21 protein-coding genes are annotated in these 17,749 nt (G+C 38.7%); 12 read left to right on the top strand and 9 right to left on the bottom strand.

Annotation, left to right across the window (positions count from 1 at the left end):
- Positions 1–151: 151 nt before the first annotated feature.
- Positions 152–283, top strand: a complete 132-nt coding sequence (locus A6754_RS22275) for a YuzL family protein (protein ID WP_082851609.1) — start codon at positions 152–154, stop codon at positions 281–283.
- Positions 284–495: 212 nt separating this feature from the next.
- Here the strand turns inward: A6754_RS22275 and A6754_RS04710 are convergent, their stop codons facing one another.
- Entirely contained in the window at positions 496–1,440 is a 945-nt protein-coding gene (locus A6754_RS04710; protein WP_066442751.1) for a proline dehydrogenase family protein, read from the bottom strand.
- A gap of 335 nt (positions 1,441–1,775) precedes the next feature.
- Between A6754_RS04710 and A6754_RS04705 the strand changes: the two genes are divergently transcribed.
- Positions 1,776–2,048 carry a hypothetical protein gene (locus A6754_RS04705; protein WP_066442750.1) on the top strand — a complete coding sequence of 91 codons (273 nt, stop codon included), beginning with the start codon at positions 1,776–1,778 and terminating at the stop codon, positions 2,046–2,048.
- Between the two features lie 15 nt (positions 2,049–2,063).
- The gene (locus tag A6754_RS04700) at positions 2,064–2,411 is read left to right on the top strand and encodes a spore coat protein (protein WP_066442749.1); all 348 of its coding nucleotides are present in this window, start codon (positions 2,064–2,066) and stop codon (positions 2,409–2,411) included.
- A gap of 147 nt (positions 2,412–2,558) precedes the next feature.
- Here A6754_RS04700 and A6754_RS04695 read toward each other — a convergent pair whose 3' ends face one another.
- Entirely contained in the window at positions 2,559–2,807 is a 249-nt protein-coding gene (locus tag A6754_RS04695; RefSeq protein WP_066442748.1) for a YusU family protein, read from the bottom strand.
- 382 nt (positions 2,808–3,189) lie between these two features.
- On the opposite strand from A6754_RS04695, the gene A6754_RS04690 reads away from it, so the two are divergent.
- The 3 genes from A6754_RS04690 (at position 3,190) to A6754_RS04680 (ending at position 7,248) form a co-directional block, all read left to right on the top strand.
- On the top strand, positions 3,190–4,680 hold the full coding sequence (locus tag A6754_RS04690) for a spore germination protein (protein ID WP_066442747.1): 1,491 nt from the start codon (positions 3,190–3,192) through the stop codon (positions 4,678–4,680).
- A 409-nt stretch (positions 4,681–5,089) separates the two neighbouring features.
- A complete protein-coding gene (locus A6754_RS04685; protein ID WP_066442746.1) occupies positions 5,090–6,181 on the top strand; it encodes a GerAB/ArcD/ProY family transporter in 1,092 nt (363 codons plus the stop codon).
- Positions 6,178–7,248 carry a Ger(x)C family spore germination protein gene (locus A6754_RS04680; protein ID WP_082851608.1) on the top strand — a complete coding sequence of 357 codons (1,071 nt, stop codon included), beginning with the start codon at positions 6,178–6,180 and terminating at the stop codon, positions 7,246–7,248. The genes A6754_RS04685 and A6754_RS04680 overlap by 4 nt, the downstream gene beginning before the upstream one ends.
- Before the next feature lie 27 nt (positions 7,249–7,275).
- Here the strand turns inward: A6754_RS04680 and A6754_RS04675 are convergent, their stop codons facing one another.
- The 3 genes from A6754_RS04675 to A6754_RS04665 all read right to left on the bottom strand — a co-directional run bounded on the left by A6754_RS04675 (position 7,276) and on the right by A6754_RS04665 (position 10,034).
- On the bottom strand, positions 7,276–8,448 hold the full coding sequence (locus A6754_RS04675; protein ID WP_066442745.1) for an FtsW/RodA/SpoVE family cell cycle protein: 1,173 nt from the start codon (positions 8,446–8,448) through the stop codon (positions 7,276–7,278).
- A gap of 163 nt (positions 8,449–8,611) precedes the next feature.
- Positions 8,612–9,394 (bottom strand): DUF4931 domain-containing protein, encoded by a 783-nt coding sequence (locus tag A6754_RS04670; RefSeq protein WP_066442744.1) that lies wholly within the window; start codon positions 9,392–9,394, stop codon positions 8,612–8,614.
- Between the two features lie 202 nt (positions 9,395–9,596).
- Complete coding sequence (locus A6754_RS04665; RefSeq protein ID WP_066442743.1) at positions 9,597–10,034, bottom strand: FixH family protein; 438 nt, start codon at positions 10,032–10,034, stop codon at positions 9,597–9,599.
- Between the two features lie 366 nt (positions 10,035–10,400).
- Between A6754_RS04665 and A6754_RS04660 the strand changes: the two genes are divergently transcribed.
- From A6754_RS04660 to A6754_RS04640, 5 genes are all read left to right on the top strand, one after another.
- Entirely contained in the window at positions 10,401–11,300 is a 900-nt protein-coding gene (locus A6754_RS04660; RefSeq protein WP_066442742.1) for a substrate-binding domain-containing protein, read from the top strand.
- Positions 11,301–11,308: 8 nt separating this feature from the next.
- A complete protein-coding gene (locus A6754_RS04655) occupies positions 11,309–12,172 on the top strand; it encodes an ABC transporter substrate-binding protein (protein WP_066442741.1) in 864 nt (287 codons plus the stop codon).
- Positions 12,173–12,196: 24 nt separating this feature from the next.
- Positions 12,197–12,895: an ABC transporter permease gene (locus A6754_RS04650; protein ID WP_066442740.1), complete on the top strand. Its 699-nt coding sequence runs from the start codon at positions 12,197–12,199 to the stop codon at positions 12,893–12,895.
- A complete protein-coding gene (locus A6754_RS04645) occupies positions 12,892–13,623 on the top strand; it encodes an ATP-binding cassette domain-containing protein (protein WP_066442739.1) in 732 nt (243 codons plus the stop codon). The genes A6754_RS04650 and A6754_RS04645 overlap by 4 nt, the downstream gene beginning before the upstream one ends.
- A gap of 189 nt (positions 13,624–13,812) precedes the next feature.
- Positions 13,813–14,565 carry a (S)-benzoin forming benzil reductase gene (locus A6754_RS04640; RefSeq protein ID WP_066442738.1) on the top strand — a complete coding sequence of 251 codons (753 nt, stop codon included), beginning with the start codon at positions 13,813–13,815 and terminating at the stop codon, positions 14,563–14,565.
- Positions 14,566–14,631: 66 nt separating this feature from the next.
- Here the strand turns inward: A6754_RS04640 and A6754_RS04635 are convergent, their stop codons facing one another.
- The 4 genes from A6754_RS04635 to A6754_RS04620 form a co-directional block, all read right to left on the bottom strand.
- Positions 14,632–14,868, bottom strand: a complete 237-nt coding sequence (locus tag A6754_RS04635) for a hypothetical protein (RefSeq protein WP_156495696.1) — start codon at positions 14,866–14,868, stop codon at positions 14,632–14,634.
- 117 nt (positions 14,869–14,985) lie between these two features.
- Positions 14,986–15,720 carry an amino acid ABC transporter ATP-binding protein gene (locus A6754_RS04630; RefSeq protein WP_066442736.1) on the bottom strand — a complete coding sequence of 245 codons (735 nt, stop codon included), beginning with the start codon at positions 15,718–15,720 and terminating at the stop codon, positions 14,986–14,988.
- Between the two features lie 34 nt (positions 15,721–15,754).
- The gene (locus tag A6754_RS04625; RefSeq protein ID WP_066442735.1) at positions 15,755–16,453 is read right to left on the bottom strand and encodes an amino acid ABC transporter permease; all 699 of its coding nucleotides are present in this window, start codon (positions 16,451–16,453) and stop codon (positions 15,755–15,757) included.
- Entirely contained in the window at positions 16,440–17,267 is an 828-nt protein-coding gene (locus A6754_RS04620) for an amino acid ABC transporter substrate-binding protein (RefSeq protein WP_066442734.1), read from the bottom strand. Before A6754_RS04620 ends, A6754_RS04625 begins: the two co-directional genes overlap by 14 nt.
- Positions 17,268–17,556: 289 nt before the next feature.
- Between A6754_RS04620 and A6754_RS22890 the strand changes: the two genes are divergently transcribed.
- Positions 17,557–17,694, top strand: coding sequence for a hypothetical protein (locus tag A6754_RS22890; RefSeq protein ID WP_180320191.1), 138 nt, complete (start codon positions 17,557–17,559; stop codon positions 17,692–17,694).
- The last annotated feature ends 55 nt before the right edge of the window (positions 17,695–17,749 follow it).

Below are 17,749 nucleotides of genomic sequence, written 5' to 3'. Positions count from 1 at the left end.
TTATTATAATAAAATATTTGCAATATTTAAGCAATCATTAATGGCTGAAAAATGAAAATATTTATAAACAAGTATATTCATTTTAAAAATGAAGCACTTTAGAACGGAAGAAGTTAGAGCACCCCCTGCTCTAATATGGAGGTGAGGAAACATGGCAAAAAGAAAGAAGAATCCTTCAAAGGCTGGTGTCAGCGCTGCTAGTGTTAAAGGAGATGCAGGTCCTACTGTCGAAGCGGACGGCGGCGGCAAAGTCAATAGCCAAAATAATCAATTCAAAAAATAAGATAAAATAAGGTTCCCTGTTACTCATAATGACCAAAAAGTCTCTGCTTGCATATCTAATGCAATCTTACCGCTTTTCTGGCAGATGATTTTTTATCATGTCAGGCTGTTTAAACGCTTGCCCTTAAAAGAAAGAGCACCGAGGAAAATCGAATCTGTATAGAGACCGATGAAGCGAGCGTTATAGGCAGCCTGTAACAGCAGAATTTATTTTTACTCCTTTTGAAGCAGGTGAATTCCTGTCTTTTTTCCAGTGAATTTATTTTTATGTAAAAATGGGTTCGCCGGATACTCAGCCATCCTTCTCATATAATAACCAAACCAATCCTCTCCAAATGGAACATAAAGGCGAACTTTATACCCTTCACGGCGAAGCTCAAGCTGCCGATCTACTTTCACACCATAAAGCAGCTGAAACTCAAACTGGCTATATGGAATCTGATATTTGGTCACAAGCTGCTTAGTATATTCAATAATGTCATCATCATGAGTGGCAATAGCAGTATAATGTCCATTCCGCAAATGCATTTCTATAATTTTTTTAAAGTTGTCATCAATTGCCTGTTTTGCTGAAAATGCGACTTCTGGCGATTCTTTATATGCCCCTTTCACTAATCTCAGACTAGGCGAATATGGGTTTAATACATGCATGTCTTCCATTGTTCTATATAAATATGCTTGGATGACTGTGCCAATATCTTTATAGCTTAATTTAAGTAATGTAAAGATCTCCAATGTCTGGCCGCAGCGTAATGAATCTTCCATATCAATGGTAACAAAGATATTTTGCTGTTCTGCTGCATCTAGAATTCGTTTCATATTTCTAAGCGCAAGATCGTTTGAAATATCCAGACCCAAGGATGTTAACTTGACGGAAATCTCAGCATCTAGAGATTCTTGTCCCAATGTTTCAATTAATTTCACCAAATGATTGGCAGTTGCGTTTGCTTCAGCTTCGTTGTCAACAAATTCCCCAAGGCAATCAACGGTAACAGATAATCCTTTTCGATCCAAACTTTTTATTACTTCAACTGCTTCTGTTATATTCTTGCCTGCTATGTATCGCGAGGCTCCGAAACGAAAACCGTATTTTTTAGCAACCATCGTTAATCTTTTATTTTTCGATAAAAATAGAAAAATATTTCTTAAAGCCGTCATCCTCACTCCTCCTCAAATGTCATAGATTTGATTAGACATCTTTTTAAAAAACATATAGGAAAGTTATATATAGTTGAAAACTCCTTATAGTTTGATAAAAACATTGGTCTGTCAAAGCTGAAGCATTCGGAGGAATTTGTCTATGAATTCGCTGCTCAAGGCAATCAGCGAAAAGGACGTGTGCAGGCAGCCTGACCATTTCTATTTTAACATCTTTTAAATATTCTGAAAATAAGTAAGTGAAAAATATGTCGAATTGTTATTCCTGCATAATTATAACCCTATGTGGAATGATAAACACGAACAAAACTTCTTTCGTGTTGGAGGGATTATTTATGCAGCAGCAAAATATGGGAACTGAGTATGGGCAAGGAATCATGCAGCAGCCTCCTCAAATCATATCTTCAAAGGATTCTTTATATTTAACTGATATGCTTTCATGGAACTTACTGGCTATGAAAAAAGCCCATTTCTATGCTACACAATGCCAGGATCAAGAAATAAAGGCAGCTATGGAACGGTGCGGACAAATGCATCAGCAGCATTATGAGCGAATCCTTGGTCATTTGAATCAGCAAAATCAACAATCTACTGGCATGCAGCAGTAATTGGGAGGAATTATGATGAATCAGAATCAGCAAAAAGTACAAAATCCAGAGACACAAATTCCTAAAACTCCGCAAATGAATGATCGTGATTTCACAAGTGACTTACTTACAATGGAAAAATACATGACAGATTCTTATAGCACTTTCTTAAATGAAGCAAGCCACCAAGCTCTTTATCAGGATGTATTAAACATTTTTACTGACACACAGAATGAACAGCGTAATCTCTATAACTTAATGTTTCAAAAAGGATGGTACAAGCTTGAAGCTGCAGAACCTCAAAAGCTGCAGCAATCTTACCAGCAATTCCAAGGATACTCCAGCCAATTTCCTTATGGAAATGGCGGAAACACATTACAGTAAATCCCTTTCAGCCGTATCATTGGTGGTACGGCTTTTTTTATTGGCTGGAATTATGGTCTGTATGATCAGACAGATTCTGAGTGCTGAATATTATTCTGACCTGTAGATATATTTTTTTAGTTTGTTCTCTGGGACTTCTCCTTTACCTTATTCCTTGCTTCCCTTATGTTCCTCGTTTAGCTGTTTTATTTCTTCAATGACATTTTTAATCGATTCCTTGCCATCCGGGTAAGTTGCATTCCAATGTTTAACAAGAGGCGGCATTGATTTTGCTATAAAGGAATACAGGATCCAGGCTTTCACTTTGTTCTGATTTTCTATACTTGTATCGCCAATTAACAGTTCTGTATATTTCTCTAGCAACCCATCTAATTGTTCTTTCAACTGATCTTCCAATTATATACCCCCTAAATGACTTTGATAATCATTTTCATTTATCGGTTGACACCTGGATATGTTTGTATTATGATTAACCCATAAATGAAAATGATTTTCATTTACAGTGTAATTGAAGCTGTATGACTCGTCAACTGCTTCAATAGACAGACAACAATTACACCATGTTTGCAACTCCCTTACCCCCCTCTTTCGTAAAGGAGTTTCATATCAAGAAGAAATCCGTTGGATAGCGGATTTCTTTTTTCTGTTTATATGCTCCCTTCTCGCATCGATCCCTTCCTTTTTCATTTCATTCCTATCTGAACTATTTTAAAAATCATTCATAAGTTTTCCAGTTTCGGTAAGAATAAACCTATGCCAAAACATATGGTGATCAATGATGAAAGATTGGTTCAGAAAACGTTTCTCTAAAAATCAGGATAAGAAAAACTGGGAAACTTCGCTGTGCAAGTCTGCCGATTTTAAAAAAATTTACTACATTAATCAAAAGAATGGAACGAAGTTTTGTTTTGTTTTCATGACTTCATTAGTAGATGAGCAGATCATTCAGAAGGATGCCCTCCCTTCATTATTAGAAGATAACTTTAATACGGTTCAGGATGTAAAAGAAATTGTTCCGGTAGCAGATATCGAGATCAGTGATGACTTCTCACAAATTGAACAAAAGCTATTTAATGGCTATGTCATGGTTATGACGGAAAGACAGCCAGATTGCTTTGCCTTCATAGCAGCTCAAAAAGAGATTGTCCGGAGCCTCACTCAACCTGAAATTGAATTCTCCGTTATCGGTCCAAAAGAAGCATTTGTTGAGTCATTGGGGCAAAACTTAAACTTAATTCGCAAACGGCTTCCCATAAAAGAATTAATATGTGAAGAGGTTACACTTGGAAGTATGTCGAAAACACGTGTTGCCATTTTGTATGTGGACGGTCTTACAAATGTCGATAACGTTAATACGGTAAAGCAGCGGCTTCAAGACGTGGAAATGGATGTTATCGTTGATAGCTCCTATATCGTTCAACTAATTGCTGATAATTCCAATTCTCCTTTTCCTCAAATGCTTGATACAGAAAGACCCGACCGAGTTGCTGCTAATTTAGGAGAGGGAAAAATCGCCATCATTGTAGACGGCTCTCCGAACGTGCTGATCACGCCTACTACTTTAGTCGAATTCTTTTCTGCTTTTGAAGATTATTTTCTTAATTGGATACTGGCATCATTCTTCCGGTTAGTAAGGGTTTTTGCTGTCCTTTTCTCTATTTTAGCGACACCTGTTTATGTAGCAGCACTTACATATCATCATGAATTAATTCCGAAAGATTTACTGGCAACGCTGGTTACATCAAGGCGTGAAATTCCGCTGCCGCCTGTTCTTGAAGCACTTTTTCTAGAGCTGACCATTGAATTACTCAGAGAAGCAGGGGCCAGACTGCCGACAAAGGTTGGCCAGACAATCGGGATCGTAGGCGGGATCGTTATTGGAACAGCGTCCGTAGAAGCGGGAATAACAAGTAATGTACTGCTCATTATTGTCGCTTTAGCTGCTCTTGCTTCGTTTACAACACCCGTTTATAAAATAGGCAATACGATCAGAGTTTTGCGCTTTCCATTTATATTACTAGCGAGTATATGGGGATTAGTTGGCGTCGTATTTACATTTTGTTTCTTATTAACACACTTGCTTCGCCTTACATCTCTAGGCAGACCATTTTTAGAGCCGCTCTTCCCGCCAAGATCCAGGGATTTCAAAGATGCTGTCATCAGACTTCACTTCAACAAGCTGACAACAAGACCAGGATTCCTAATGACCGAAAAACCCATCCGATTCAGCAAAAACAAAGCAAAACAAATAAAAGATATAGATGAATAGAAAAGCGGAAGCGGCTCGCCCAGCCCCGACAAGCTTAAGGCGAAACAGCCTAAAGGTCGTTCTTTGACCTTTTGGATGGGTCGACTTAAGACCTCGAGGGGCTAGCCGCTGGAGCTGGACAAGTAGAAAAGCGGAGGGCGCTTGCTCATTAAGGAACGCTGACTAAAAGCGCCACGTCCTGTGGCAACGTCTGCACTACCCACATCCTGTGGGTCCCAAGCTTAAGGCGAAACAGCCTAAAGGTCGTTCTTTGACCTTTTGGATGGGTCGACTTAAGACCTCGAGGGGCTAGCCGCTGGAGCTGGACAAATAGAAAAGCGGAGGGCGCTTGCTCAGGGGCGACAAGCTAAGGCGAAACAGACTAAACACTACAACCTATGCGACAATTTCAACAAAGAGGTGAAAACAGATGGCAAGTCAGCCAGTTCCAGAAAGGTTGCAAATATCTCCATTTCTTGTTTTTTATTTGGTCATGTCCATGCAGGTTGGAATTGGTGTGCTTGGTTTTCAGAGAATTCTTGCTAATTATGCTGGTTATGATGGATGGATATCAATTATTATCGCCGGGTTTGTCATTCATGGAGTAATGTGGGCCATTTATAAAATTGCTGAGACTGTTGATGGTGATATTGTAACTGCTCATGAATACTTTGCCGGCAGATTTCTGGGACGAATTTTAAGCAGTGTTTTTATCCTTTATTTTATGCTATATATGCTGACGGTGCTAAGAACCTATATCGAAGTCATTCAAACCTGGATTTTCCCCGAGATGGGAACATTTTGGTTTGCCTTAGGTTTTATAACTCTTTGCATCTATATTGTTGCAGGCGGGTTTCGGACAGTTGCAGGGATAGCTTTTTTCGGACTCGTCCTGCCAACTTATCTTGTACTGACACTTGGCTTTACTTTTAAGTTCTCGGATTTTACGTCATTGCTGCCTGTGTGGGACCACTCCATTAAAGATATTGTCATGGGGTCCTACGCTATGACCTTAACTTATATTGGATTTGAGATTGTATTATTTATCTACCCCTTTATAAAGAATCCGAGACAGTCAAAAAAATGGGCACATTTAGCTATATTATCGACAACCCTTCTGTACGTAGTTTTAGCTATTATCACGTTCGGCTATTTTTCAGAAGGACAGCTTCAAAAGAACATATGGGCAACTCTTTCTATTTGGCAAATTACACGATTTCCATTTGTTGAGCGTTTTGAATACATCGGAATTGCCAACTGGAACTTAATCATCCTGCCAAATATATGCATCTCATTATGGGCTGCCTCCCGAATTCTGAAGAGGCTCTTTCATGTTCAGCAGAGAAAAGGAATTTTATTTATAGCTGGAATCATTGTTATACTCTGCTCCCTTTTTCAGACACGCGCTTCCATCAATATACTCAATGACTATACTGGAAAAATAGGTTTTTTTATCAATTTTATTTATTTACCTATGTTACTTGTTGCCGTAAAGATTGCAAAGAAGGTGAAAAAGCAATGAAAATAGTAAGAGTGTTCCTCTTTTGTGCTCCTCTGCTCCTTTTAGCAGGCTGTGTCGAGTCTGAAATTATCGATGATGTAAACATTATTGTGGGAGCAGGCTTTGACAAGATAGAAGAGGATCGTTTTATTGGCACTTATCTGGTTCAAGATTACCTGCCTGATCAATCCATTAAAGATATTACCTATATATCAGAATCTACGTTAAGAAGAAGTGTATTGTCAGATGCTCAAAAGCAATCCTCTGAACCGCTCGTAACAGGCGGCATCCGGATCGTTGTTTTTGAAGAAAAGTTCGCGGAAAATGGCATTATTGATTTCATTGATGCCTTTCAGAGAGATGCCACTGTTGGCTCGAGAATCTTTCTGACAACATCAAGGGGCAGCGCTCAAGAACTGTTAAAAGGAGAATATGGCTCAAGAGGCAACAGCAATTACTTATATAATTTATTGTCGCATAATATTAATGACCGTGATATTCCAGAATCAAACCTGCATCTTTTTCTACATGATTTTTATCAAGAAGGAAAAGATGTTTATTTGCCGCAGCTCCACAAAAAAAGCCCAAACCAAGTTGAAATCTCAGGAATGACCATCTTTAAGGATGATTCTGCAGTTGATTTTATTGAAAAGGATGATATGTTTTATTTCAAATTATTAGTAGACAAATACAGCAGCGGGTACTTCAATGTTGATTTATCAAAAGATAATGAAGCATCTGTTCATAGTATTAGATCTAAACATCATTTCAAGATAAATGATAGCGATCGGGATAAATTGACCATACATATTAATGTAAAAGGTATTGTTAAAGAATTCACTGGTGATAAACTCACTGAACAAATTGTGAAGGAAATTGAAAACGCAGTACAAAGAAAAATTGAAGATGAATGCAGCCAGCTTGTTCAAAGATTTCAGGAAAAAGGCTCGGATCCGATTGGTATCGGGAAATACTATCGTACGCAGACGAGAGGTTTTGACCTGAAAAAGTTTAAAGATAATTATGCTAATCTCGATATCCGCATAGAAGCAGATGTGACAATTGAAGAAACAGGCGTAATAGATTAAAAAAGAGCGGCGTATATGCCGCTCTTTTTAATCTGTATTAGAAAACATATATTTTTTATAATGGTAACGGATCGAGAATATAAGACCCATTGCAAGCATATTGCCCATTAGAGAACTTCCGCCATAGCTAATAAATGGAAGCGGAATACCTGTGATCGGCAGCACTCCAATAGTCATGCCGATATTTTGAAAAACATGAAAGGTGATCATACTAATGACACCCACGCAGATGTATGTATAAAACTTATTCTTGGTTTCCATGCCGATTTTTGTCAGATGATAAATAAGCAGGAAGAATAAGCTTATAACAACACTTGCTCCAATAAACCCAAATTCTTCTCCAATAATACTAAAAATAAAATCGGTATGACTCTCAGGCAAATAGACTTCTCTCGTACCATAGCCTTTTCCAGTTGTTTCACCTGAACCGATGGCGAGAAGAGAACGTGTCAGCTGGAAGCCTGTCGAACTTTGATAATTATAAGGATCAATCCAGGAATAGATCCTGCCAAATTGATATTCTTTCACACCTAAGTACTTTTCTAATATTTCTGGATGCCAAAGTACAAAGTAAAAGATTGTCCCTACAAGAGTTATACCTATTCCAAATATAGGAAGCAACAGTTTCCACGTAATACCTGAGATAAATATTAAACCAAGCATTATAGCTATAAGAACCAGGGCTGTTCCCAGGTCAGGCTGCATCATGACAAGAAGAAGTGGTGCTGCAGTAATGCCTATAATCTTAATCAGCAGCCAAAGATCTGTTGATATGGTCTTGACGATGTTTTTTTGATGATGGTGCTCAATTATTTTTGCCAGCATTACGATTAGAAAGACTTTTACAAGCTCCGCCGGCTGAATAGAGCCTAAGCCTGGAAGTACATACCATGCCTTAGCACCATTAATAACAGGCGCAATGGAAGCCGGAGCAACTATTAAAAAGCCGAGCAGCGCTAGCCCCAGACCGTATGTATACCAAGAAATTTTTTGCAATTGATCAGAATCAAGTGTAATCACTGCCGCAATGATGCATGTACCAACGACGTACCAGACAATTTGCTTCAGCAGGAAATTTTCTAAATATTGACCTGTTGTCTGGGCGCTATAAATAGACACACAAGAAACAAGAAATAAAAGCATTAATATAAGAACAAGGCTAAAATCCAGCCTAGAGGGTGTATTTCTATTAGAAGTCATGTTGATTCTCCTTTAAACCAAATACAATCTGCACAATTTCATAATCTGTGATTTACAATATAAAATGAACATCAACATGCAATCAAATTTCGTTTGCACTCAATATTTCATTATATTTTTAAAGTGAACAAATCACAACTTCTAAATGTGAATGGTTATATTTTCAATTATGGAAGTGCTCTGTATTTGTAAAATAGTGCTTTTGTATATCCTCTTTCATCCATTCTAGATTATCCGGAATCTGCGGAATTGAAAATCCAACATATAATGGGCTTGTAACGAATCGCGGCACAATTTTGGCATATCTCTCTTGCCCTAGTTTATAGAAGAAAAGGTTATAGCTATTACAATGAAACGGAAAATTCGTAAGGATATAGTGTACTGCTGTTTGCACATAACGCGCAAATGGCTCAATCTCTTTTCGTTCATCAAGTTTTACATTAAATTCATAAAATCCAATTTTTGGTAATGTGGATAAAGTAAATTCTGCACCTTTATAGCTGTCTATTTCTAAACCAATAAAATCCTCAGCTTTTATATGTAATGTATAATCAACATCTTCAAGACCGATGATTTGCATATGCGGATGGGCAATGCTTCCTCCAGAAAGTGGGCCATGATTCTTGAATAACAAGACAGACTCATATTTCCCTGATTCCTCCATCTTTATCCAATGATTAATGGCAAAGCGAAATAGACGATATAAATGATCTTTTTGATAGATCGATAGCTCAGAATGGCAATCATCTGTTTCAATTAATACGGTTTGATAAGATTTTTGTAAAACAGGAAACTTATTTTTTAATAACATAATGGGACCGTCAGTATCAATAATATCGGTTAGAAGGTCTCTTGCACAGAACGGACACATTACATCTTTGTTACGAATGCTATTTGGTTTCTTTACCCCTACTGATGTAAGAAAATGCAGGTGTGTACAAGTCATCATAATCTCTCCCCAATTTCCCTCTGTTTCTTCTATTATAAATTGAAAACTCATTAAGCGGGGATTTGCGGATTGAACGCAGAATAAAAAGCACTAGGATTACCTATGTGCTTTTGTTTTTGCAGACATTGCTGCAGTTAGTTAAGTTCCTATTTGTTCGTATGAAACAGCACTTGTGACTGAGCATATTATTTATGAGCTCTTATGAATTGTCTTCTTCCTGTTCAGTTTGATCAGCATCAGCAGCATTTCCTACCGTAATCGTTTTCTTCGGCATTGTGTGCAAATCTCTTGCTGTTACATGTGATTGAACAGAATAAACGCCATCTTCAGCAAATGCTTTTTGGACTGTATATTTCCCATCGCCTTCTGAGACAGCTTCTATTTCTTCGCTCTGCTCTCTATCTTCTCCCTGCCAAATTTCAAAAACGACTTCATCGGCATCATCGACCGGTTCACTTCCTTGCATTACCGTAACCGTAAATGATACTTCCTCCCCTAACTCAGCACTTTCCGGAACATCTAAGCTTGCTTCAACAAATACCGGAACCTCTTCGTTATTATTTGAATCATCTCCGTTATTTCCACATCCAGCTAAGACAATTGAAATTAAACCTAAGCTTACTATCCACTTTTTCAACTCATTTCCCTCTTTCTGCTAGTCGGTATGGTTTGAAGATACATTCCAAATGTGAAAAATCCATGAAATTTCTCTAATATTCTTAATTAATTCAGGGATTTATTTATCTGTATTGAAAATTTAAAATCATACTGTCATTCATTTCTTTTCTCTCGATCTTTACTTCTTCAATGAATAAATCCCATAATTCCCTTTGCACCGAAAAGTATACATGTTCAACATGATTCCGTCATCTCGTTAGTTTTGAACGTTCTGTGACAAAATCTATATTTTCACAACATACCTTCACCAAACATAACAAAAGTCACATCTTTGCTTCATTATCCATAGTAATTTTGTTATGTAGTCCGAAAGAGGGGATGATGTTTGCATAATAAGATCTATACACCAGATGAAGTAGCTGCCTTATTAAAGATTTCAAAACATACGGTATATGAACTCATTAAAAGAGGTGAACTTGCTTCATTTAAAGTTGGCAAGAAAATGAGGATTGAAGAACGGGAACTGAATCGATTAAAAGCTGGGAAAATGTCAGCGCCAGTTAAACAATCGCAATCCAGTCAGCTTCGCTTAGCGGGCAGCCATGATTTTTTAGTAGAGTCACTTGTTCAATATGTTTCTAAAGAAGACTTAGATATCAGCATTCAGCCTTCCTATATTGGCAGTCTCGAAGGTTTAATGGAGTTATATAAATGCCGATGTGATATTGCTGCTGTTCACCTGCTTGATCCAATTTCTAAAATGTATAACCTCCCTTTTATTCATCAGTTATTCGTTCATGAAAAGATTACTGTTATGCGGCTGGCTGCCCGTGAGCAAGGACTTATTGCCGCAGCAGGAAATCCACAAAACATTGAAGGAATAAAAGACCTGGAGAGAAATGACCTTATATTCGTTAACCGTCAAAAAGGATCTGGCACTCGATTCTTATTTGATACGATTCTCTCAGAAAAAAAGATAAATCCGCTTGTGATCAATGGTTATGAACATGAGGAATGGACTCATTTATCTGCCGCATCTCATATCAGCAGCGGAAATGCCGATGCCACCTTTGGCATTAAAACAGCAGCAAGCAGACTGAACCTCGACTTCATTCCCGTGGCAGTAGAACAGTTTGATTTGGTTTTTAAGTGGACTCAAAAAAATGAAAACGCTCTGCAGCATATTATGGATGTGCTCGAACTGACCAGCTTTCGAGAACATATAGATGCTCTTGCAGGATATGATGGCAGTCAGTTTGGACGTATTACATATGACAGCAGATAATTGGAGGAATGAACTTGAAACATTCTCGTTTATTATTATTAACTATTCTGACAGCATTACTTTTATTCGCAGCAGGATGCCAAGGCTCACCAGCTGAATCAAATGGCAATGTTCAAAGTGCTGAAGAACCCAAAGACTTAATCTTAGCGACCACTACTAGCACACAAGATAGCGGCTTACTTGACGAATTAATCCCCATTTTTGAAGAAGAAGAAAACATCAATGTAAAAACAATTGCTGTTGGCACCGGCCAAGCACTTGAAATGGGAACACAAGGTGAAGCAGATGTCCTTTTAGTTCATGCACCTGCAGCCGAACAGGAGATTGCTGACAGCGGAGATGCCATTAATCGTAAACGAGTTATGTACAATGATTTTATAATGATCGGTCCAAAAGAAGACCCAGCTGGAGTTTCAGGACTTCCTGTTCAAGAAGCATTTGTGAAAATTTCTGAAGAAAACGCAGTGTTTATTTCTCGTGGAGATGATTCAGGCACACATAAGAAAGAACTTGGCATTTGGGAAGCCGCAGGTATTACGCCATCTGAAAACAGCGGATATACGGAGACAGGACAAGGAATGGGCGACACTCTGCAAATTGCTGCTGACAGAGGCGGCTATGTATTAACGGACCGTGCTACATTTTTAGCACACCAGGATACATTGGGCTTAAGTATCCTGGTTGAAGGCGATGAAGACCTATTAAATATTTACCACGTTATGCAAGTAAACCCTGAGAAGCACAACAAAGTATATGCAGAAGGCGCAGAAGCCTTTGGGGATTTTATGGTCAGTCATGAGACACAAAAAGTAATAGAAGAGTTTGGAAAAGACGAATATGGTGAAGCATTATTCTTCAAATATACAGAATAAAGATACAGGCTGGGGAGGATACAGATGGAACTGCTGATAGAGGGTCTAAAACAAGCGTTTAGCATGCTGGCAACAGGTGATATGCAATTAGTAGAAATTACACTGCTCACCCTCCGCGTGTCCTTATCAGCAGTCATCTTCAGCACGATTGTCGGCATTCCGCTCGGAGTAGCGCTTGGCCTCTCATCATTTCGAGGCAGGCGTCTTCTTCTATCCCTCATTAACATTGGGATGGGATTGCCGCCTGTGGTTGCTGGACTGTGGATTACGATGCTGCTGTGGCGAAATGGCCCGCTCGGCTCTTTTTCCTTATTATATAGCCCATTTGCGATAATACTCGCTCAAATACTCGTTTCACTGCCTATTGTTATTGGTTTAACGTCAAGCGCCTTTCAGCAAATAGACAAAAAACTTCTTCTGCAGATTAAAGCGCTTGGTGCTTCTAAAGTACAAATGATTTTTCTCTTAATGAAGGAAACCAAAATTGCCATTATGGCTGCTGTTATGGCGGGCTTTGGCCGTGTGATTGCAGAGGTGGGAGCAGCCATGATGGTAGGCGGCAACATTCTTGGCGAGACAAGAATCTTAACAACGTCCATAGTGATGGAAGTTTCAAAAGGAAATTTTGATGTGGCTCTTGCCCTCTCCTTCATCTTAATGGGACTAGCTTTTGCGATAACATTCCTGCTTACAATTCTCCAGCAAAGGAAGCAGATACAATGAAAAAAACGATCTTATCTGTTCACAATCTTCTTTACCAGAGAGCAGCTAAAACCTATCTAGAAGTACAGGATCTTTCCTTATATAAAAGTGAAATTCTCGGCATCATCGGCCCAAACGGTGCCGGAAAAAGTACACTCATTAAACTGATGTCCTTCCTTGAGTCACAGAGCAGCGGAACGATTCAATTTGAAGGAGCACCATATACAGCTGCATCTATACCACTTGCAATCAGAAGAGAACTTGCTGTGGTTATGCAGCAAAGCCTTCTCCTGGATACAACGGCAGCCAAGAACGTCTCCAGCGGCTTAAAATTAAGAAAGATTCCTAGATCTATTATAAAAGAGCGCACCGAGTATTGGCTTGAGCAGCTATCCATTTCTCATCTCGCCAACAGAAATGCCCGCTTTCTTTCAGGCGGCGAAGCACAGCGGGTTAACTTGGCCAGAGCACTTGTTTTACAGCCAAAAATTTTATTTATGGATGAACCCTTTTCTGCTATTGACTATCCTTCTAAGGTAAAACTACTAAAAGACTTGAAGCCATTACTGCAAGAAACAGAAACCACAGCCGTATTTGTCAGCCATGATTTAGAAGAGATTAAATTCCTGACAGACCGGCTCGCTGTTTTAATAGATGGCAAACTAGGTCAGATCGGATGCACGGAAGATGTCTTAAACTCCCCCGCAGAAAACACAAAACACTTTTTAAATGGTATGGTCTTAAATTAAGAAGAATGAGTGAAGAAGCATGGATTTTCCAATCTATGCTTTTTTGCTGTCCTGGCTATACATGCAGATTTATATAATCACACTAACAATAAACCTAAATCAAGCTGATTTACTTTCACATCATCTGCTTCTTTGTTTTAATGAAGTAGACTAATACTTGCAGATAAAAGAAAAGAACGGAGTGATTTCATGAAAAAGATTGCAATTGTAACAGGAGCTTCAAGGGGTCTCGGTGCAGCGATCTCTCAAAAACTTGCGGAAGAAGGGTATTCGATTATATCGATTTCCCGTTCAGAGAATAGCACACTACACAACATTGCTGCTGAAAATGGACAAAGCTATTATCACTTCCCTTGTAATCTCGCAGACGGATCGGAAGTGGAAGACACATTTACAAAGGTGTATGAAAAGGTGAACCAGCCTGACATGGAAGAAGTTTTTCTGATCCATAATGCCGGAACAGTTGCGCCCATACATACAGTTGGTCATTTACATCCTCAAACTGTTACTGATAGCACCCAAATCAATCTGATATCTCCTATCATCATGACGAATATGCTGCTTAAAATAACAGATAAAAAAGTGACTATAGCAAATATTACTTCTGGTGCCGCCCAGCGTCCGATTGAAGGCTGGAGTGTGTACTGCAGTACAAAAGCTGCTCTGAATATGTTTACACAAACGGTCGCGCTGGAACAAGAAACCGCTGGCACATCCCATAAGATTTTTGCCTTTAATCCAGGCATTATGGATACAGATATGCAAGGAGAGATCCGCACCTCCAGCGAAGAACAATTCACTGACATTGCTAAATTTCAAGGTTATAAGGAAGACGGTCTTCTCCGTGCACCGGAAACGGTCGCAAATATTTTTGTCTCCCTTCTTCTAGACACAGAAACCAAGAGTGGAGTCATCTATCAGATTAATGATTTTTTGAACTAAATCACGCTTAGTATTCTCCCTTTTAAAAATTTTCAAAAATTTATGTATAGAATGAAAAAGATTTGCTCATACTATTTGTACAAGTGTAAATCCCCCTTTTAATTGCTTCCATTTTGGGAGCATTTTTTTTTTAGTGATTTTGATATCACCCCCAGAATAATCGCTTTCCGGCGGGCTTTTCGTTTCAATTGAAAGGTATATTGCTAAATCCCCCTGCTTGTATATGGTGTTTTCGGTCAATCTTAAGACTTTTTCAATCAATCTAAAGACCATATCGATCATTTCCCGAAATTCCTTAATCATTTCCCAGACACTTTCGATCATTTCCCTCCTTTTTTCGATCATTCAATGTATCTTTTTATTACTTTCTCCCTTTCTATTAAAAAACAAAAAACCCCGTTTCCATCCACGGGGTCATGCTCATTGAATCATATTGAGAAATTGCTTTGTTCGTTCTTCTTTTGGATTCGTAAAGATTTGGCTTGGAGCTCCGCGTTCGATAATGTGGCCGCCGTCCATAAAGATCACTTCGTCAGCCGCTTCTTCGGCAAATCTCATTTCATGGGTAACCACAACCATCGTCATCCCTTCAGAAGCAAGGTTTTTCATGACCTTTAGCACTTCTCCGACAAGTTCCGGGTCAAGTGCAGAGGTAGGCTCATCAAAGAGCATTACCTTTGGTTCCATTGCCAGAGCACGTGCTATTCCCACACGCTGCTGCTGACCGCCGGATAATTGAAACGGATAGTAATCAAGTTTATCGCCAAGACCAACTTTTGATAATAATTCCTCTGCTCTTTTTCTGACAGCTTCTTTGTTTTCGCCTTTAACAGTTAATGGACCTTCCATTACGTTGCCGAGTGCTGTCATATGCGGAAATAAGTTGTAGCTTTGAAATACCATCCCTGTCAATCTTCTAAAAGAAGAAATGGCTTTTTTTGAAACAGAGTCAGTAAAATCTAATGTTTGATTATCAATTGAAATTTCACCTGCTGTAGGTGTTTCCAGCACGTTTATGCAGCGCAGCAATGTTGTTTTACCTGATCCTGAAGGACCAATAACCACAACAACCTTGCCTCGATCCACTTGCAGGTCAATCCCTTTGAGCACTTCCAATTCATCGAACTTCTTATGCAGTCCTTTTAGTGTAATCATTGATCTAAACTCCTTCTCCTATATACAGGAATGCTTATGACACATATCGATTAAGTCTCTTTTCCATAAATCCTTGTAAAACGGAAAGTACGAAGCAAATCACCCAATAGATTAAAGCAGCCATTGAATAAAGCAGTATGAATTCATAATTAGTTGCTGCTATTTCTTGTGCCCTTCTAAACATTTCTGTAACGAGAATCATGGAAGCCAATGATGTATCCTTTACCAGGCTTATGAATGTATTTGAAAGCGGAGGAATTGATACCCTTGACGCCTGGGGCAAAATGATTCTTTTTAACAGCTGCTGATAAGACATCCCCATAGAATAGCCAGCTTCCCATTGACCTTTTGGGATCGATAGAATAGCGGCCCGAATTACTTCCGATGCATACGCTCCTACATTTAAGGAAAATCCAATCACCGCCGAAGGAAATGGATCAATAATAATATTTAGCGCTGGCAGCAGGTAAAAAATAAGAAATAATTGCACTAATAGCGGTGTTCCTCGAATAGCTGAAACGTAAACTCTAGCAATAATCTGCAGTACTCTTATCGTTGAAATTCGAGCTAATGCTGTTAAAACAGCCAATGTAAGTCCGATTACAAAAGAAATCAGAGCCAATGGAATTGTATAGGAAATGGCTCCCTCCAGCAAAGGCAGAAGGGAGCTTTTAGCGATACTAATCAGACGGTCAATCCGTTCTGGATCTGTAAAAATATTAGTTAAGTACATCTTCACCAAACCATTTCTCAGAGATTTCTAAATATGTTCCGTCTTCAATCATTTCTTCTAATGCTTTGTTTACTTCCTCGATAAATGGCTCGTTTCCTTTACGGAACATAAATCCGCTTTGAGACGCATCATCCATTGTTGCTACCATTTTCACTGGAGCATCTGGTTTTTGCTTTTTAAAATCAAGGAAAGATAAATTATCGTTTATTGTGACATCAGCGCGCTGAGAGTTGATTAGTTCAATTGCCTGGTTAAACCCTTCCACCCCCACGATTTCTGCACCATATTCACGGGCAATATCAGCATAGTTGCTTGTCATGGATTGTGCCGCTTTTAATCCTTCAATATGCTCAAAATCTTTAATTGTATCGTTATCATTATGGGTAATTAATACACCAGAAGAAGTAATATAATGCTCTGAGAAGTCATATTTCTCCTGACGATCTGGTCTAATCCCAACTTGGTTGGCAATCATATCAAAACGTTTTGAGTCTAATCCGGCAAACATAGCATCCCATTGTGTTTCCATAAATACAGGTTCAACACCAAGACGTTCTGCAACCTCTTTCGCAACTTCAACATCAAAACCTGTTAATTCTCCGCTATCGTCATGGAATGTGAATGGAGGATAAGTTCCCTCTGTTCCAATCAGCAATTCTCCCTCTTCCTTAACTTTAGCCAGTAAATCTTCTTCATTTGTATTTTCATCTGCTCCGCCCGTATTTTCCGGCTCTGCTTCATTGTTATTTCCGCAGGCTGCAAGAAGCAAGGCAAAGCTTAACATTACGATCAATAGAATAGAATTCTTTTTCATGTTACAAACCCCCTAATCCCGATTAGTTTTGTCAGCATTAGCTATCATATTACATGCCCACCTTGCTGTAAAGAGAATTGCTCTTTCTTTCTTATAATCCAAAAGCAACTCCTGCAACAATGAGCATTTTATATAGCTTTGCCAATTGTAATGATGAGTATTTTCCCTGTTCTTATCTTTACCAAACGGAACATTTTTACACGGATTTCCACTCATGATCTTTTCCTTAACTGGGAAAACCATGAATGTACAAATTTAATGTCTTCAACAAAGACAGGAGGAAATTTTCATGACTAGAACACCTAACAAAGGCAGCAAAAATCAAAACTCACCAAGCAATGATACGGCTCATATCGTTAGCGGCGATAACAGTAAAGGAAACAAGCGGAATAAAGATCAAAAGGATAAAACAGATTTAGATTCTTAACCATTTTAATCACAGAAAAAGCCGATGGTAAATGAGAGTACCATCGGCCTACTAA

The sequence above is a fragment of the Cytobacillus gottheilii genome, from assembly GCF_001636345.1.
Classification (GTDB): Bacteria; Bacillota; Bacilli; order Bacillales; family Cytobacillaceae; genus Cytobacillus; species Cytobacillus gottheilii.
The sequence above is the reverse complement of the archived record's forward strand: the minus strand, read 5'-3'. Positions and strand labels throughout refer to the sequence as shown.

Excerpts from the sequence above, each read along its gene's own strand:
- A6754_RS22275 (WP_082851609.1), top strand. The coding sequence starts at position 152 with ATGGCAAAAAGAAAGAAGAATCCTTCAAAGGCTGGTGTCAGCGCTGCT.
- A6754_RS04710 (WP_066442751.1), bottom strand. The coding sequence starts at position 1,440 with ATGACGGCTTTAAGAAATATTTTTCTATTTTTATCGAAAAATAAAAGA.
- A6754_RS04705 (WP_066442750.1), top strand. The coding sequence starts at position 1,776 with ATGCAGCAGCAAAATATGGGAACTGAGTATGGGCAAGGAATCATGCAG.
- A6754_RS04700 (WP_066442749.1), top strand. The coding sequence starts at position 2,064 with ATGAATCAGAATCAGCAAAAAGTACAAAATCCAGAGACACAAATTCCT.
- A6754_RS04690 (WP_066442747.1), top strand. The coding sequence starts at position 3,190 with ATGAAAGATTGGTTCAGAAAACGTTTCTCTAAAAATCAGGATAAGAAA.
- A6754_RS04685 (WP_066442746.1), top strand. The coding sequence starts at position 5,090 with ATGGCAAGTCAGCCAGTTCCAGAAAGGTTGCAAATATCTCCATTTCTT.
- A6754_RS04680 (WP_082851608.1), top strand. The coding sequence starts at position 6,178 with ATGAAAATAGTAAGAGTGTTCCTCTTTTGTGCTCCTCTGCTCCTTTTA.
- A6754_RS04675 (WP_066442745.1), bottom strand. The coding sequence starts at position 8,448 with ATGACTTCTAATAGAAATACACCCTCTAGGCTGGATTTTAGCCTTGTT.
- A6754_RS04670 (WP_066442744.1), bottom strand. The coding sequence starts at position 9,394 with ATGACTTGTACACACCTGCATTTTCTTACATCAGTAGGGGTAAAGAAA.
- A6754_RS04655 (WP_066442741.1), top strand. The coding sequence starts at position 11,309 with ATGAACTTGAAACATTCTCGTTTATTATTATTAACTATTCTGACAGCA.
- A6754_RS04650 (WP_066442740.1), top strand. The coding sequence starts at position 12,197 with ATGGAACTGCTGATAGAGGGTCTAAAACAAGCGTTTAGCATGCTGGCA.
- A6754_RS04645 (WP_066442739.1), top strand. The coding sequence starts at position 12,892 with ATGAAAAAAACGATCTTATCTGTTCACAATCTTCTTTACCAGAGAGCA.
- A6754_RS04640 (WP_066442738.1), top strand. The coding sequence starts at position 13,813 with ATGAAAAAGATTGCAATTGTAACAGGAGCTTCAAGGGGTCTCGGTGCA.
- A6754_RS04635 (WP_156495696.1), bottom strand. The coding sequence starts at position 14,868 with ATGATTAAGGAATTTCGGGAAATGATCGATATGGTCTTTAGATTGATT.
- A6754_RS04630 (WP_066442736.1), bottom strand. The coding sequence starts at position 15,720 with ATGATTACACTAAAAGGACTGCATAAGAAGTTCGATGAATTGGAAGTG.
- A6754_RS04625 (WP_066442735.1), bottom strand. The coding sequence starts at position 16,453 with ATGTACTTAACTAATATTTTTACAGATCCAGAACGGATTGACCGTCTG.
- A6754_RS04620 (WP_066442734.1), bottom strand. The coding sequence starts at position 17,267 with ATGAAAAAGAATTCTATTCTATTGATCGTAATGTTAAGCTTTGCCTTG.
- A6754_RS22890 (WP_180320191.1), top strand. The coding sequence starts at position 17,557 with ATGACTAGAACACCTAACAAAGGCAGCAAAAATCAAAACTCACCAAGC.